This window comes from Cyclobacterium jeungdonense, from assembly GCF_010994275.1.
GTDB classification, from domain to species: Bacteria; Bacteroidota; Bacteroidia; order Cytophagales; family Cyclobacteriaceae; genus Cyclobacterium; species Cyclobacterium jeungdonense.
On record NZ_WMCD01000001.1, the window covers coordinates 314,844 to 329,202 of the forward strand.

At 42.8% G+C, this 14,359-nt stretch carries 8 protein-coding genes; 6 read left to right on the top strand and 2 right to left on the bottom strand.

The features are described 5' to 3' along the window. Nucleotides 1-11 precede the first annotated feature (11 nt). The 3 genes from GKS34_RS01230 (at nt 12) to GKS34_RS01240 (ending at nt 5,562) form a co-directional block, all read left to right on the top strand. Nucleotides 12-1,544 (top strand): RagB/SusD family nutrient uptake outer membrane protein, encoded by a 1,533-nt coding sequence (locus tag GKS34_RS01230; protein WP_163382996.1) that lies wholly within the window; start codon nt 12-14, stop codon nt 1,542-1,544. Between the two features lie 312 nt (nt 1,545-1,856). Continuing rightward, on the top strand, nt 1,857-4,388 hold the full coding sequence (glgP, locus tag GKS34_RS01235; RefSeq protein ID WP_163382997.1) for an alpha-glucan family phosphorylase: 2,532 nt from the start codon (nt 1,857-1,859) through the stop codon (nt 4,386-4,388). Nucleotides 4,389-4,428: 40 nt separating this feature from the next. Continuing rightward, the gene (locus GKS34_RS01240; RefSeq protein WP_163382998.1) at nt 4,429-5,562 is read left to right on the top strand and encodes a DEAD/DEAH box helicase; all 1,134 of its coding nucleotides are present in this window, start codon (nt 4,429-4,431) and stop codon (nt 5,560-5,562) included. 255 nt (nt 5,563-5,817) lie between these two features. On the opposite strand, the gene GKS34_RS01245 is transcribed toward GKS34_RS01240, so the two are convergent. Both GKS34_RS01245 and GKS34_RS01250 read right to left on the bottom strand, forming a co-directional pair. After that, a complete protein-coding gene (locus tag GKS34_RS01245) occupies nt 5,818-7,137 on the bottom strand; it encodes a Gfo/Idh/MocA family protein (RefSeq protein WP_163383702.1) in 1,320 nt (439 codons plus the stop codon). A gap of 27 nt (nt 7,138-7,164) precedes the next feature. Next, nucleotides 7,165-8,223 (bottom strand): amidohydrolase family protein, encoded by a 1,059-nt coding sequence (locus GKS34_RS01250; RefSeq protein WP_163382999.1) that lies wholly within the window; start codon nt 8,221-8,223, stop codon nt 7,165-7,167. Nucleotides 8,224-8,724: 501 nt separating this feature from the next. Here GKS34_RS01250 and GKS34_RS01255 point away from each other — a divergent pair. From GKS34_RS01255 to GKS34_RS01265, 3 genes are all read left to right on the top strand, one after another. Further along, nucleotides 8,725-9,324 carry an RNA polymerase sigma factor gene (locus GKS34_RS01255; RefSeq protein ID WP_163383000.1) on the top strand — a complete coding sequence of 200 codons (600 nt, stop codon included), beginning with the start codon at nt 8,725-8,727 and terminating at the stop codon, nt 9,322-9,324. 430 nt (nt 9,325-9,754) lie between these two features. After that, entirely contained in the window at nt 9,755-10,864 is a 1,110-nt protein-coding gene (locus tag GKS34_RS01260) for a FecR family protein (RefSeq protein WP_163383001.1), read from the top strand. Between the two features lie 179 nt (nt 10,865-11,043). Continuing rightward, nucleotides 11,044-14,334 carry a SusC/RagA family TonB-linked outer membrane protein gene (locus GKS34_RS01265; RefSeq protein WP_205601995.1) on the top strand — a complete coding sequence of 1,097 codons (3,291 nt, stop codon included), beginning with the start codon at nt 11,044-11,046 and terminating at the stop codon, nt 14,332-14,334. The last annotated feature ends 25 nt before the right edge of the window (nt 14,335-14,359 follow it).

Sequence of the window (14,359 nt, forward strand, 5' to 3'; positions counted from 1 at the left end):
TCCTGACGAAGATGAAAAAATTAACGATCACTTACTTGAAGGCGTTAGGATTTGTGTGCATGGCACTGACCGTTATCGCCTGTGAGGAATTTCTGGAAAGAAATCCAACGACTGAAATTTCCGGACCCACCTTCTGGAATAGCCAAAAGGATGCCGAAATGGCCCTTGCTGGTGTTTATTCCCGGCTGAATACCAATACATTTAATTACGAAGGAGTCTATTCCCTGGCCATCATGGCTGGCGATGCCAATGAAGGCGGCCAAAGTTTGGGCGCATCCTCCACCGGTACCTTTGCCATGGGAATCATGGAGGCCGTATCGGGGGGATTATTGGCAAATATCTACAACGACTGCTACCGGGGCGTGGCAAGTTGCAATTATTTTCTGGCAAATATTGACCGGGTGGACATGCCTGCCACGACGATCAATCGGTACAAGGGCGAAGTCCATTTTTTAAGGGCTTTGTTTTATTTTAATCTGGCTGATTTTTATGGTGGCGTACCCCTATACACAGAACCGGTATCTGCCGAAGAGGCAAAAGTTGCTCAAAGCACCAAAGAACAGGTGTTTCAACAAGTGCTATCGGATTTGGACCTAGCCATCGCCAACCTTCCAAATTCCGATTACAGTTCGGAGGGCCATGCTGTCAGGGGGTCTGCGCTGGCTTTGAAAAGCAGGGTTTTGCTTCATCAGTCCGATTGGTCGGGAGCGGCTACCGCTGCTGCACAGGTTATGGCTGATGGGCAATTTAGTCTTCACCAGGAAAAATGGGGAAATTTATTTTTGGCTGAAGGACAAAATAATAACCCGGAAATCATGTTTTCTACCCGTTACCTCAATCCCGATAATTCCAGCCAGCAGGATATCCGGATTTTGTGGCACGGTATCTGGAATCCGCGACAAGAGTTAAGGGATGCTTACGAATGCACAGATGGCTTGCCCATCACGGAATCTCCTTTGTACGATCCGGAAAATTGGCAGGAAAACAGAGATCCGCGACTGGGTCAGACCATGCGGAATTTTGAAGACCCGGCTGTCAAGGCCTCAGGAGAGGTGGTTTCCTTTGCATACAATGGCGTGTCCATGACCGGACTGATGCCGGCAAAAGGCGGAAATGTAGAAACCCTACCCATTGATTATTCTACCAAAAGTGAACAAGACTGGATACTAATCCGCTATGCGGAGGTCTTGTTGAATTTTGCCGAGGCGACAAATGAATTGAGCGGACCCGTACCTGCCGTTTACGATGCGGTTAATGCCATCCGAACCCGCCAGGGGGTTGACATGCCTCCATTGCCGTCCGGATTAACCAAGGATGAAATGAGGGAACGAATACGGAATGAAAGAAGAGTTGAATTTGCCTTTGAAGGAATGCGCTACCGGGATATTAAGCGATGGAAAATAGCGGAGACTTATATTCCGACCTTGGTGGAACCTAGCTCCGGTTTAAGCAGGGCCTTCGATCCAGGTAAGCATTACTTGTTTCCATTTCCACAGTCAGAAATAGATATCAACCCCAACCTGGTCCAGAACCCGGGCTATTAATTGAATCTTAAAATTGATAAAAAACATGAAAACCTAAGGCTTTCATGTTTTTTTGCTTCTACAGAAATCGAAGTCGATATTGCCTTTCGGCTTATCCTCAACAGGGAAGGGGATATCTTTCCTGGGAACCAGCAACACACTGGTTAGAGATGAAAAGTAGTTAGGTTTAATGACTGGCATCTCTTCCCGGGAACCGCCTCAGGACTGGTTATGGATGTTTTCAGGCACTCGTATAGTTTTGCTAATTTATTTTATTCCTATCTTGTATTCTGTGTTTTGAACTGGTTTCTATAAGATATCCTTGCACCTTCTATGTTAGATCCCCGACAACTTTATGGTTTTTTGCCTTCTAATAAAACGGGAGTGGAAAAACTTGCCACCCTGGCCTTAGACATGCGCTGGTCCTGGAATCATGCGGCAGACAAATTTTGGAGGCAGCTGGATCCTGGGCTTTGGGATCTTACCCAGAATCCATGGTTGGTATTACAGACCGTTTCCAGAAGCAAGGTGGAAGAAGTACTCAATGATTCCTTATTTAAAGAAAAGCTGGATTCTTTATTAGAACTAAGAGAAAAAGCAGCGACTAAACCTGCCTGGTTTCAAGAAAAGCATCCGGAAGCTGTACTGACCCAGGTAGCCTATTTCAGCATGGAATTCATGTTGAACGAAGCCCTTCCAATCTATGTAGGCGGTCTTGGAAATGTTGCGGGTGACCAACTTAAATCGGCCAGTGATCTGGGCGTTCCGGTTACCGGAATCGGATTATTCTACCAACAAGGATATTTTCGTCAGGAAATTGATCAGTATGGAAACCAGCAAGTTATTCACACATTTAATGATCCGGGACAAGTACCCATTACCCCTTTAAGAAATGAAGGTGGGGAGTGGATACGAATACAGGTGCCTTTAGGTGGTTACAAGATATGGCTACGCACCTGGGAAGTTCAGGCTGGAAGGGTCAGGCTTTGTTTATTGGATAGCAATGATCCCGCCAATTTACCGGTGCACCGGGGAATCACGAATGAATTGTATGGAGGGGGGGCTGATTTGCGCATTAAACAGGAAATCATCCTTGGGATTGGTGGGTGGAAATTGCTTGATGCAATCAACCTGAAACCAGAGGTTTGTCACTTAAATGAAGGTCATTCTGGATTTGTGGTACTGGAAAGGGCGCGGGATTACAGTAAAAAATCAGGGTGTTCTTTTTATGAGGCCTTAAGCATTACCCGTGCAGGAAATGTCTTTACTACGCATACTGCAGTGCCCGCTGGTTTTGATCACTTTAATCCCTCCCTTATGGAAAATATGCTGGGAAAATATACCAGAGAGGAGTTGGGAATTAGCATGGAAGAATTGTTGGCATTGGGCCGGGAAAATCCGGATAACCAGAATGAATATTTTAATATGGCTTATTTGGCCGTAAGAGGTAGTGGAGCTGTAAACGGCGTCAGCCAACTTCATGGTAAAATAAGCCGGCAATTGTTTCGGGTTTTGTTTCCACGGTGGCCTATAGAAGAAATTCCTATCGGACATGTTACCAACGGGGTACACATGCCCAGCTGGGACAATGAATATTCTGATAAAATTTGGTCAAAGGCCTGTGGCAAGGAAAGGTGGAGAGGCGATTTGGGAAATCTGGGAAAATCCATGTGTCGCTTATCAGATGATGATTTGTGGCAGCTTCGAAATAGTTGCAGGGAAGGGTTGATTCACTTTATCCGGGAGCGCTTTGAAAGGCAGGCCCTCCTCGGAGGAAGTATAACGCATCAGCAATGGGACCTAAATACTATTTTCGATAAAAATGTGTTAACCCTGGGTTTTGCACGACGTTTCGTGCCTTATAAACGTCCAAATTTACTATTGAATGACAAAAACAGACTTTTAGGCCTACTCAACCAAAAATCCCAACCCCTGCAGTTGGTGCTTGCCGGAAAAGCAGGTCCTAATGATGAATTCGGAAAAGCGCTCATTCGTGAATGGATTCAATTTATTGAAAAAAATAATCTGTATCAAAAAGTGGTATTTCTTAGTGATTATGATATGGAAATTACTGCACAAATGGTCAGCGGGGTAGACCTTTGGTTAAATACCCCTATCCGGCCTTGGGAAGCCTGTGGTACGAGTGGGATGAAGGTGTTGGTAAATGGAGGGCTTAATCTTTCCACCCTGGACGGATGGTGGGCTGAAGCCTATTCCCCTGAAGTGGGATGGGCGATAAATGATGCAGCGCATTCGGATAGTGACGGTCTTTCTGAAGCTAAAGAAACAGAAGTACTTTTCGACCTTTTGGAACACCAGATTATCCCCGAATTTTACCAGCAAAATGAAAAAGGTATTCCCACCAGATGGATAGAAAGGATAAGAAAAAGTATGTCGCTGCTGGCTCCGGTTTTTTCTGCCAATAGAACGGTAAGGGAATATACAGAAAATTATTATTTACCTGCGGCAACAAGATACCTGGAAAGAAGTGGCAATCAGGGGGAATTGGGAAAGAAAATGTATGAGGATCATATGCATCTTAAAGCTAATTGGGATGCCATTAGCTTTGGAGATATTCAGAATGAAACGATAGGGGATTTTCATGTATTCCAGGTCGCCATAAGGCTGGGGGAAATTAATCCGGAATGGGTTATAGTTGAAATTTTTTCTGAAGGTACGAACGGGGGAATGCCCGAAAAAGTGCCTATGGAAAGGCTAATGGACCCAAATAATCCTGGGGTACAGGTATATAGAGGAAAAGTGACTTCCGCTAAACCCATGGAGCATTTTACGATCAGGGTAAGGCCCAACTTAAAAAGCACTTCGGTGCCTTTGGAAGTATCTCAAATCTTTTGGGAACACTGATATTGATGAAAAAAAACTACCTTTGACCAAAATTATACGAATGAGTTTTTCCAATCTCGGCCTTTCTACTCCACTGCAAGAAGCTATAAGCAAAGCAAACTACGAAAATCCTTCCCCCATTCAAATCAAAGCGATTCCTGCTATTTTGAATAAGAAAGATGTTTGGGGTTTGGCGCCAACGGGATCTGGAAAAACAGCAGCTTATGTGTTGCCAATATTGGAAATGTTTCAGGCAAAACCCACTGTAAAAAGCAGATCCATGCCGGTGCTGGTGCTTGTTCCTACCCGGGAACTGGCCACTCAAGTAGAAGAAACGGTAAGCGTTTTCAGTGAATTTTTACCAAGAAAAGTAAAATCCATGGCGGTTTATGGAGGGGTTTCCATCAATCCCCAAATGGTAAACCTCTATGGTACCGAAATACTGATTGCAACCCCTGGCCGGTTACTGGATTTAATATCAAAAAATGCGGTGGACTTGTCCGAGTTGGAAATTCTGATTCTGGATGAGGCCGATAAGATGCTCAACCTTGGATTTAAGGAAGAAGTGGATGAAATCCTGTCAAGTTTGCCTAAAAAGCGTCAGAATATCCTTTTTTCTGCTACTATGGACGAACCAGTGGAGGGCTTAACGGCCAAACTGCTTCGCCATCCGGTAAGAATAGAAATAGCGCAAGATATAGTAACCCCAGCCCAAATCAAGCAATCGGCCTATTTGGTAACACCCGAAAATAAAGGACCATTACTAAGGTTTTTGATCAATGAAGGAAATTGGGAGCAGGTTTTGATTTTTACCAGTTCAAAAAGGGCTGCAGATAATCTTGCGGCCAAATTAGAAAAACATGGAATTCAGGCGCAGTCTTTTCATGGGGATAAAAGTCAGGGTGCCCGAACAGCGTCTCTACACAGTTTTAAAAAGGGAACTTTAAGGGTTTTGGTGGCCACTGATCTTGCCGCCAGGGGTATCGATATTCAGTTTTTGCCTTATGTGGTCAATTATGAATTGCCACGCTCCCCCAAAGATTACATTCATCGGATCGGTCGGACAGGCAGGGCTGGATCTGAAGGAGAGGCCATTTCCCTGATATCGGAGGAAGACGCGCATCATTTCAAGGTCATTCAGAAAAAAATGAAACGTAGGGTAGAATTGATTGATTCAAGGAATTTGGGCTTTTAAAATGTATATTTCTTTCTGGGCCTAAAAGGTCTTCATTTGATTTTTTTGACTTTGCGCGATTCCTTTTTTTGATACCTTATTTGATCACTTTTATAGAGTAGATAGCCTGATACATTTTCCCTGACAGGAAGAACAGCGGCAGTAAACGTACACAAATTGGAGATTTATTGTGTATTCAGTATTTCGCATTGGGATACCCATTCGAGGGACTACCCATCCATTTTCAATAGCTAATTTTTCTTTCAGGGCCCCCTGTCAGGAATAAAGGGGGAGTCTTGTTTTCCATTTACCTTTGGTAAAATCGGGGAAATCTACCGGCCTGCTTTTATCCGCTACTGAATTTCCCGTAAGTGGGATAATCGCGGCACTCGTTACCGAATCATACACGTCCCAGTCCGGTTGTTTATTTCCCTGCAAGGCAAGGACCAGTCGGTGCCAATTAATGGGAGTTTGGGTCATTCCACCACTGCCGTGTCCGCGAATGGCTCCTCCTATCCGTTCCGGAGGGCTATAGTTTTTCATGATCTCTTGCTCGTATTCTTCTAAATAAGCCGCTGCGGGTTCCCATTGATGTTCCCTGGGACTTCTGCCTTCAATGTAAATTCGCTGGGAATCCCTTTCCTTTAAATAAATCCCTTTGGTACCCTGGAGCCGGAAACTTTCCCTGGGGTGGGGGGTATGGGTATCGTGATTTAGAGTTATCATTTTTCCTTTTACGGTACGTATTAGGGAAGCGTTGTAATCTCCGAGGGCCATTTCCATATTGGCATACGGATGTTTTTCTCCGTATTGAGCTCTGGCATAATCGTTAAGCATACCCGATTTCGTACTCATAGAAACCAGGTAATCAAATCTGTCCCCATGGTTGATGTCCAGTACAGGCATCATGTTTCTCATGGGATGGTCGGGATATAAGTTCCCGTTTTTGTCTATAGCAGGTTGTAATCTCCAGGGTTCTTCTTCCGGATTAAACTTCACCATCCTCAGGTCATGGATATACCCGCTCTCTACATGAAGGATATCTCCTAAAAGTCCTTTTCGAACCATATTGAGCATGGTAAGGTCTCCGAATCCGCCCAGTACAATGCTGGCCCACTTTCCAGTACTTTCAAAGGTTTCTACCAGTTCCCACGCTTCTTCAAGGGTTTGGGCAAGGGGTACCTCACAGGCGGCATGCTTTCCATTTTTCATAGCAGCCAGACATACTGGTGCATGCGTATCCCAGGGAGTAGCACATATTACAGCATCCAGTTCCTCCTGCTCACATAATCTTATAAAATCGGTCGGACCCCTATCGTACAGGTTGGGGCTTGGCTGACCAGATTCCTCAATCCATCTTTTGGCCTGGTAAAGGTTTTTGGGATCGATATCACAAATGGCAGGAATTTCTATCCCTGAAATGCCAAGAGCCGTATCTAAATGGTAAGAACCCCGTCCTCCAATACCTATAAAACCCAGTCTCAGGTTTTTTTTGAGGTCTGAAGCCTTGGATTGATTTGTTAGCAAGCCTGTGGAAAAGCCACCGAGGGCGAGAGCTGATAACTTGAGAAAATTTCTTCGGTCAAGATAATTCATGGTTTTTAAATTCTTAGGTTTTAAAAACTAATGGAGAAGTCCCGGATACCATTTTTCAGCATTGGTCCGATAAATTTTATCTACCACTGTCCTGGGTAGCTTCAAGCCTTTAAATGTACCTTTGACTTTCGGCACCGTCATTTCATCGTCCCCAGTGAAAAATTGCCAATGCCTTAACCAAACCTCGTGGGCATGGTTTGCAATTTCTTCCGGGTCGGTCAACCCTTTGGCCTGAATGTCGGATGCCCCGGCTCTCAGATCCGTTCCGTAAATAAGCCTGTCCTGGTAGTTAATAAAAAAGTCTCGCACTCCTTTCCAATTGGTGATGGCCTGGTATTGAAGGTGTGAAATGCGTTCTGCCATGTCCACAGCCATATTGGGAAACTGGTCAAGTCTTTTCGCCAATTCATTGACATCGTATTCCAAGCTTCCCAAATGTGCTCCAACAAATCGTAGATTGGGATTATTGGCCAACATTTGATCCCGAGCACTAATTTGGTCCTCATAGGTTGGGAAATCCGGGAAATTATACATGTGATACCTGGGATTTTCCCGAAAATAATCCCTGTCCCCCTGTACCGTCATTTCCTCTAGCGGCAACCAGGTGTTTTTGGGTTCTCCAAGATGACCTAGTAAAGTAATGTCTTTCTCGATTAACAACTGTAGGATGGGTTCAAACTTTTCATCAGTGATCATCACCAATTCGCCGTGTTCATTTTTCAATTCCATCCCTATGTTTTTCCAAACTTTTACCGCTATGGCTCCATTGGAAATGGATTTTTCCAAATAGGCCATGGTATTCGTTTCCCAATCTTTCTTATTAAATCCCTCCAGGGAAAAGGTCGTGCCATAGGTAACGATATCCGGAAATTCGCCGATGAGTTTCAATGAAAAATTTTCCTGTGCTTCCGGCGTCCTGCTTGGAGAGGTATACACACTTACGTTCAGCAATCTAAAGTGATCCCGTGCCGCCTGCCGTATAAAAATGGTATCGAAATCGGTTCTTAGATGTACGTGGGCATCAATTTTTTTCACACGATCAAAATCCGCCAGGGAATAATAGGTGTCATGCGTAGGTTCATTCATTTCCGCTTTTTCTTGAGGTGATTGACAGAACGTATAAAGAGTTATTAGGTAGAGGGGAAAAATTAACGATTTGAATACTAAAGCCTTAATTTTCATGGTTCTTAACTTCTTCGTCATTTTGGATGAATTAAATTAGCTAAATCAATTAGTTATTCTGGTAAAATTTTGAAAAAATTATCTTTTTGAAACAAAAAATAATGAATTTTAATTGAACTGGATTACAAAATGGTTAGGTGCAGGTAACGTTATTCTTTTCCCGGAGTGAAGGGGTTGACCCTCAACAGGATGCTCAACAAAATGATAGTAGGTGTAAAACTGGGAAGGATCGGAATTTCTTTAAAGGTGGAAAAAACAATCATTCGTTTGGCGTTTATGAGGTATTGATTTCACCGAATATATGTGCAGAATTAAAAAGAGGAATTTTATTTATAAAATTTGATTTTTTTTAAATTTATAGCGATAATTAGATATTGAAACCAGTATTTACCCAAAATATCCATCGTGAAAATCCAGGAAAACCCTATTTCTTTTCAAAATTGGGACGACTTTTGGTTGCTTTTAAGGAAGGGTGACAGAAAGGGCCTGGAGGGAATATACAGGCTTTTTTCCCATGAACTTTTTAAATATGGACTGGCTCTGGTGAATGATGAAGCATTTATTCAAGACTGCATTCAGGAAGTTTTTATCGACCTTTGGAAATATCACCCAAGCTTACAAAGGGCAGATAATGTAAAAGTTTACCTGTTTAAATCCCTATCCCATAAAATCTACCGGGAGAGTAAAAAGAAAGGCAAATGGAAAATGGAAGGCCTGGATGATTTGGGTGCCATCTCCTATTCCATTGAATCCATGGAAAGTACACTTATTGGGATTCAACGGGAAGAGGGGATTCAGCGGAAGTTGGCCAACGGTATCGATAATTTGCCACTTAGACAAAAGCAGGTCATCCAATTGCTGTTTTTTGAGCAGTTTTCCTATGAGGAAGTTTCAAAAATGATGGGCATCAACCTTCGATCGGTATATACACTTGCCTGGAAAGCCATCAGCAGCCTGAAAAAGTATGTGGTCTCCCTTGCGGGAATATTTTTATTGATTTTATAATTTATTTTATTCCATCCGGTACAAATTGCTCCTAAATTGGCGTTTGTTTCGCCTTCTTTCAAATGAGTCTCCGGGCCACATATGTATTGTGGAATTTTATATGTTATTGGAATAACAGATTTAAGAGGTACAAAAATATAACCAATAATTGTATTAATTTACGAAAAGCGGGTGGGCCGACAAAAAACCGGGGAGCGTAGGGGGTCCGTGGGGGGAAGGATTTTTTTGTCTTGACTTTTTTGTTTCTTTTTGGGTCAAGCCAAAAAGAAAGAGAACATAGGGTTAATTATCTGAATTTATCTCAAAAAATAAAAGCAGGTAAACTCATTAATTACCGTAATACCCTTACCCAGTCATTTTAACCTTTTTCAAAAATTTAAAATATTTTTCTTTTCGAAGGATAACTTTATCATCCCCTTGTCTCCTTTGTATGAATACCAATTTTATGTGCAAGCGAGATTATACGACAGAAGATTTTGTATTGGACCCCGAATTCCAAAAATGGGTATTGTTTCCTGATACTGAGGCCAAAACCTATTGGGAAGCATATATTCGTACCAATCCGGGCAAGCATAAAGAAATGGTGGTGGCCAGAAAACTGGTGCTAAATATTTCCAGAAAAACCCGGCAAGTAGAAAATTCCCGTATTCAGCAAACCTGGAAAGTCATCGATCAGGCGTTAGATGAAATTCAACAGGAAAATCAGAGCAAAAAAGTAATCCCTTTGGATTCATCCACTACGCTTAGGCGATTTGAGAAAAGTCAGGGCAGGGGGTACAGCAGATCCTTGCAGCTTTACCGACTGGCAGGGATTTTAGTAATAGTGTTTACCTTGTCTTTTCTTATTCATTTTTATTTAGCCGAACCGATCCCCGCGCAAGTGGAAATTCCGGTTGAATACGAAGAACATTCGACTCCCCCAGGTGTGAAATCCAATCTTACCTTGCAAGACGGCTCCAAGGTTATCCTCAACTCTGGTAGTTCCCTTCGCTATATCAAAAATTTCGAACCTCATCGTCGGGTATTAGAGTTACGGGGAGAAGCGTTTTTTGAGGTAGCAAACGACCAGGATCGGCCGTTCACCGTCAAAACCGGTCCGGTTACCACCACTGCCCTGGGTACCTCTTTTAATATCAAGTCCTATGAAAATGAATCCCTTGATATTTCCTTGGTTACAGGCCTGGTAGTAGTCAACCACGATTCGATCCCATCGCAACAGGTTAATCTAAGGAAAGGAGAAGGGCTACAAATTGATTTGAAAGGGGAGCGGTTGGAAAGAGTTCGGTTTGACGAAAACAGGGTATTGGCCTGGACGGATAAAACCATTGTATTTGACCGCAGCCCCATGCCTGAGATTAAACGCGTTTTGGAAAATTGGTACGGGGTCACCATTCGGTTTTCCAATCCGCCCAGGAAAGATTTGGAAGTATCGGGCCGGTTTCACAACCAAACATTGGAGAACGTATTGGAAGGGCTGAGTTATTCTGCCCGATTTGATTTTAGGATTGATAAAGACCAGGTAACCTTAAATTTTAAATAAAAACACGCCTATGGACAAAACCTGACGAACAAAATGGAAAAAGGGCCACAAGTGCGTCAACACCTATGACCCCAATGTAAGCGGAAACCGGGACGGCCATCCCTGTTCCGCTAAATGTTTATTTAACAAACAAACAATGTAAAGATATGAAAAAATGCCTACTTAAGCATGTAATTTACATGAGCAAATTATTTACCCTGGCTTTCACCCTACAATGCCTCAGCATGAGTTTGCTGCTTGCCTGGAACGGCAATGCACAGGTGAAAAGTATAGAAGAAGTAAACGTGAACCTTTCACTAAATGGGGTAAAGGTAGAAACAGCCTTTAAAGAACTGGAGAAGATAACGGATTTCAATTTTGTTTTTGCCGGCAGGGAAATCCAGAACAGTCCATTGGTGACCATAGAAAGCAATGGTGAAAGCCTATATAACCTGCTGGTTTCCATTGCCACCCAAACCAACCTCCGTTTCAAACAGGTCAACGAGACCATCCATGTCAAAAATTCAGAACAGGGAAATTTGATTGGACTGGTGGAGTTAGAAGTTGTAACGATCTCGGGGAGGGTAACCGATGAAAATGGGGACCCTTTACCAGGGGCTACGATTACGGTGCTTGGCACCACCAGTGGAACAGTTTCAGATTTGGATGGAAATTATTCTTTGACGGTGGAGGAAGGATCGACTTTGGTCTTTTCGTATATAGGTTACCTGGCCCAGCGCATTACGGTAGGTAATCAATCTACTATTAATGTAAGTTTGGAACCCGATGCTTCTTCGCTTGAGGAAGTCGTAGTAGTGGGATATGGAGAGGTTAAAAAAAGTGACTTAACGGGTGCTGTCGGTTCCGTTGATTCAGAGGATATAATCAGGCAAAATCCGGTTCAGGCAGCGAGGGCACTGCAAGGGCAGGTAGCCGGTGTTAATGTGAATAAAATCAATTCCCGACCGGGCTCGGATTATACCATTGATATCCGGGGACTTCAATCGATCGGTTTCAGTAATGAGCCCTTGATTGTAATTGATGGGGTGATGGGAGGAAGGTTAAATACCTTGAATCCAAGTGACATTGCCTCGATGGATGTTTTGAAAGATGCTTCTTCTTCTGCTATTTATGGTGCCCGTGGTGCTAATGGGGTAATTATTATAACTACGAAAAAAGGAGTTCAGGGTAAAACTAAAGTTACATACGAAGGATATGCTGGGGTCAAAACTCCTGCTTTTTTACCCGACCTCATGAATGCGCAGGAGTTTTATACGGCCTATAACGACGTGGTCCTGGCCGAAAATCCCAATGCTCAGGTGATTTGGACAACTGCCCAATTGGAAAATGTTCAAAATGGAAGATCCGTTAATTGGGTGGATGAAGTTACTGATCCTTCCCTTCAGACCAGTCATGTGATTGCTCTTTCCGGTGGGAATGAAAACACTACCCATTATTTTTCGGCAGGCTATTTAAACGAAAAAGGAAATGTTCTTTATACGGGCTTTGAAAGATTTAATCTGAAAGGTAGCGCGGACAGCAAATTAAATGAGGTGGTTAAAGTCGGTTTTAACACCTATTATACCTACAGCATTCTTAATACGGGTTCATTTGAAACACTAAGAAATGCCTACAGGGCGAGGCCCACCGGCACCATTTATTTTGACGATTTGAGTAATCCCACCGAAACCAATGATAAAAATGTGGATGGATACGCTTTTTGGATGGGAATCAAAGATACCCAGGTCAATAATCCCCTGACGGAGGTTGCCGCTAAAAATTTTCAGGATGAAACCAGGGTTTCCAGCTTTCTCGGAAATGCCTATGTCGAATTGACTCCTTTTGAAGGATTTTCGTTCAGGTCTTCCATGTCGGCCTCTGTTTTTAATAGCAGGAGAGGCGAATTCAGAGGAGCAGATTCCAAGAGCAGGTTAAATAGACTTCCAAGTGCAGGTAATGACTTTAGTTTTAATGGTTCCTATACCTGGGACAATATCCTGAATTATAAATTGAAGCGTGGATCACATGATCTGAATTTTACAGCGGTGCAAAGTGCACTTCAGGAAAGGTTTGAAAGTTCCATGATAAGGGTGGAAAACCTGGCATATAACTCTAGTTTTTACGCACTGAATACCGCGGCCCAAATCAATGGGGTGGGGAGCGACCTGGTGGAAAGATCCATTTTGTCTTATATGGGCAGGCTTAATTATATCTTTAATGAAAAGTACCTGCTAACCCTTACCGGAAGGTATGATGGATCCTCGGTATTAGCCGAAGGTAATCAATGGGCTTTTTTCCCATCCGCAGCCATTGCGTATAGGGTTGGAGATGAAGCCTTTATTCAGAATTTGAATTTGTTTTCAGATTTGAAAATCAGGTTGAGTTATGGCAGGGTGGGAAATGACGTCGTAGCCCCTTACAGCACCCAGGCATATTTGAACAGGACTGCCTATGATTTTGACGGAAATCCTGCATTCGGCTATGCCCCGAGGAATATAGGTAATTCGGAATTACGATGGGAAAATAGCGAAGAATTCAACCTGGGTATTAACATGGGGTTTTTGGAAAACCGGATCAATGCAGAAGTTGAACTTTATAATAAAAAAACCAATGACCTGATTCAGAATGTGGCTATCCCTACTTCCCTTGGTTTTGGAGCCGTAACATCTAACGTGGGTAAATTGCTAAACCGTGGAATTGAAGTGACCGTCAACTCGGTTAATGTTCAAACCCAAAATTTCAGGTGGAATACCACCATTAATTTCTCCTCCAATCACAATGAAATTTTAGAGTTGTATGGAGGCACTGTTCAAGAAGATATCGCCAACAGACTTTTTGTAGGTCATTCCTTAAGGTCCAACTACTACTATGAATTTGATGGTATTTGGCAGTTGGATGAAGCAGAAGAAGCCTTATCCTATGGGCAGGTTCCCGGATCGGTAAAGGTAGTTGATCAGAATAATGACGGATTGATCTCCTCTTCTGAAGGGATTGATGATCGGGTTATTTTGGGAAACCAGTTGCCTAAATGGATGGCTGGAATTAATAATATGTTTACTTACAAAAATTGGGACTTATCTGTTTTTATCTATACACGGCAGGGCGTTCAGTTCAGAAATAGCTTGTTACAGGGGACCATGGGTGAACTAGGAAGTAATCGCTACAATAGATTAAATCTCAATTATTGGACTGAAAATAATCCAACCAATGATTACTTTGGTGTATGGCAAAATAACCCTTTCCGGGAGGCTATTCAATACAAGGATGCCAGCTTTTGGAGAATTTCTAACATTACGCTAGGGTATACCTTACCACCTGGCTTGCTCAATACCATTAAATTCAGTAATCTAAGGCTGTACGGTCAGGCTAACAATGTATTCGTTTTCACCAGAGAAAAAAATATTTGGATGGATCCTGAGTTCAATTCCAGTACCTACCAAGATGATGTACCCCATTCCATTTTCCAGTTTGGTGTAAGTGCATCTTTCTAATTTCTCTTCCTGATATTTAAAATAG

Excerpts from the sequence above, each read along its gene's own strand:
- GKS34_RS01230 (WP_163382996.1), top strand. The coding sequence starts at position 12 with ATGAAAAAATTAACGATCACTTACTTGAAGGCGTTAGGATTTGTGTGC.
- glgP (WP_163382997.1), top strand. The coding sequence starts at position 1,857 with ATGTTAGATCCCCGACAACTTTATGGTTTTTTGCCTTCTAATAAAACG.
- GKS34_RS01240 (WP_163382998.1), top strand. The coding sequence starts at position 4,429 with ATGAGTTTTTCCAATCTCGGCCTTTCTACTCCACTGCAAGAAGCTATA.
- GKS34_RS01245 (WP_163383702.1), bottom strand. The coding sequence starts at position 7,137 with ATGAATTATCTTGACCGAAGAAATTTTCTCAAGTTATCAGCTCTCGCC.
- GKS34_RS01250 (WP_163382999.1), bottom strand. The coding sequence starts at position 8,223 with ATGAATGAACCTACGCATGACACCTATTATTCCCTGGCGGATTTTGAT.
- GKS34_RS01260 (WP_163383001.1), top strand. The coding sequence starts at position 9,755 with ATGAATACCAATTTTATGTGCAAGCGAGATTATACGACAGAAGATTTT.
- GKS34_RS01265 (WP_205601995.1), top strand. The coding sequence starts at position 11,044 with ATGAGCAAATTATTTACCCTGGCTTTCACCCTACAATGCCTCAGCATG.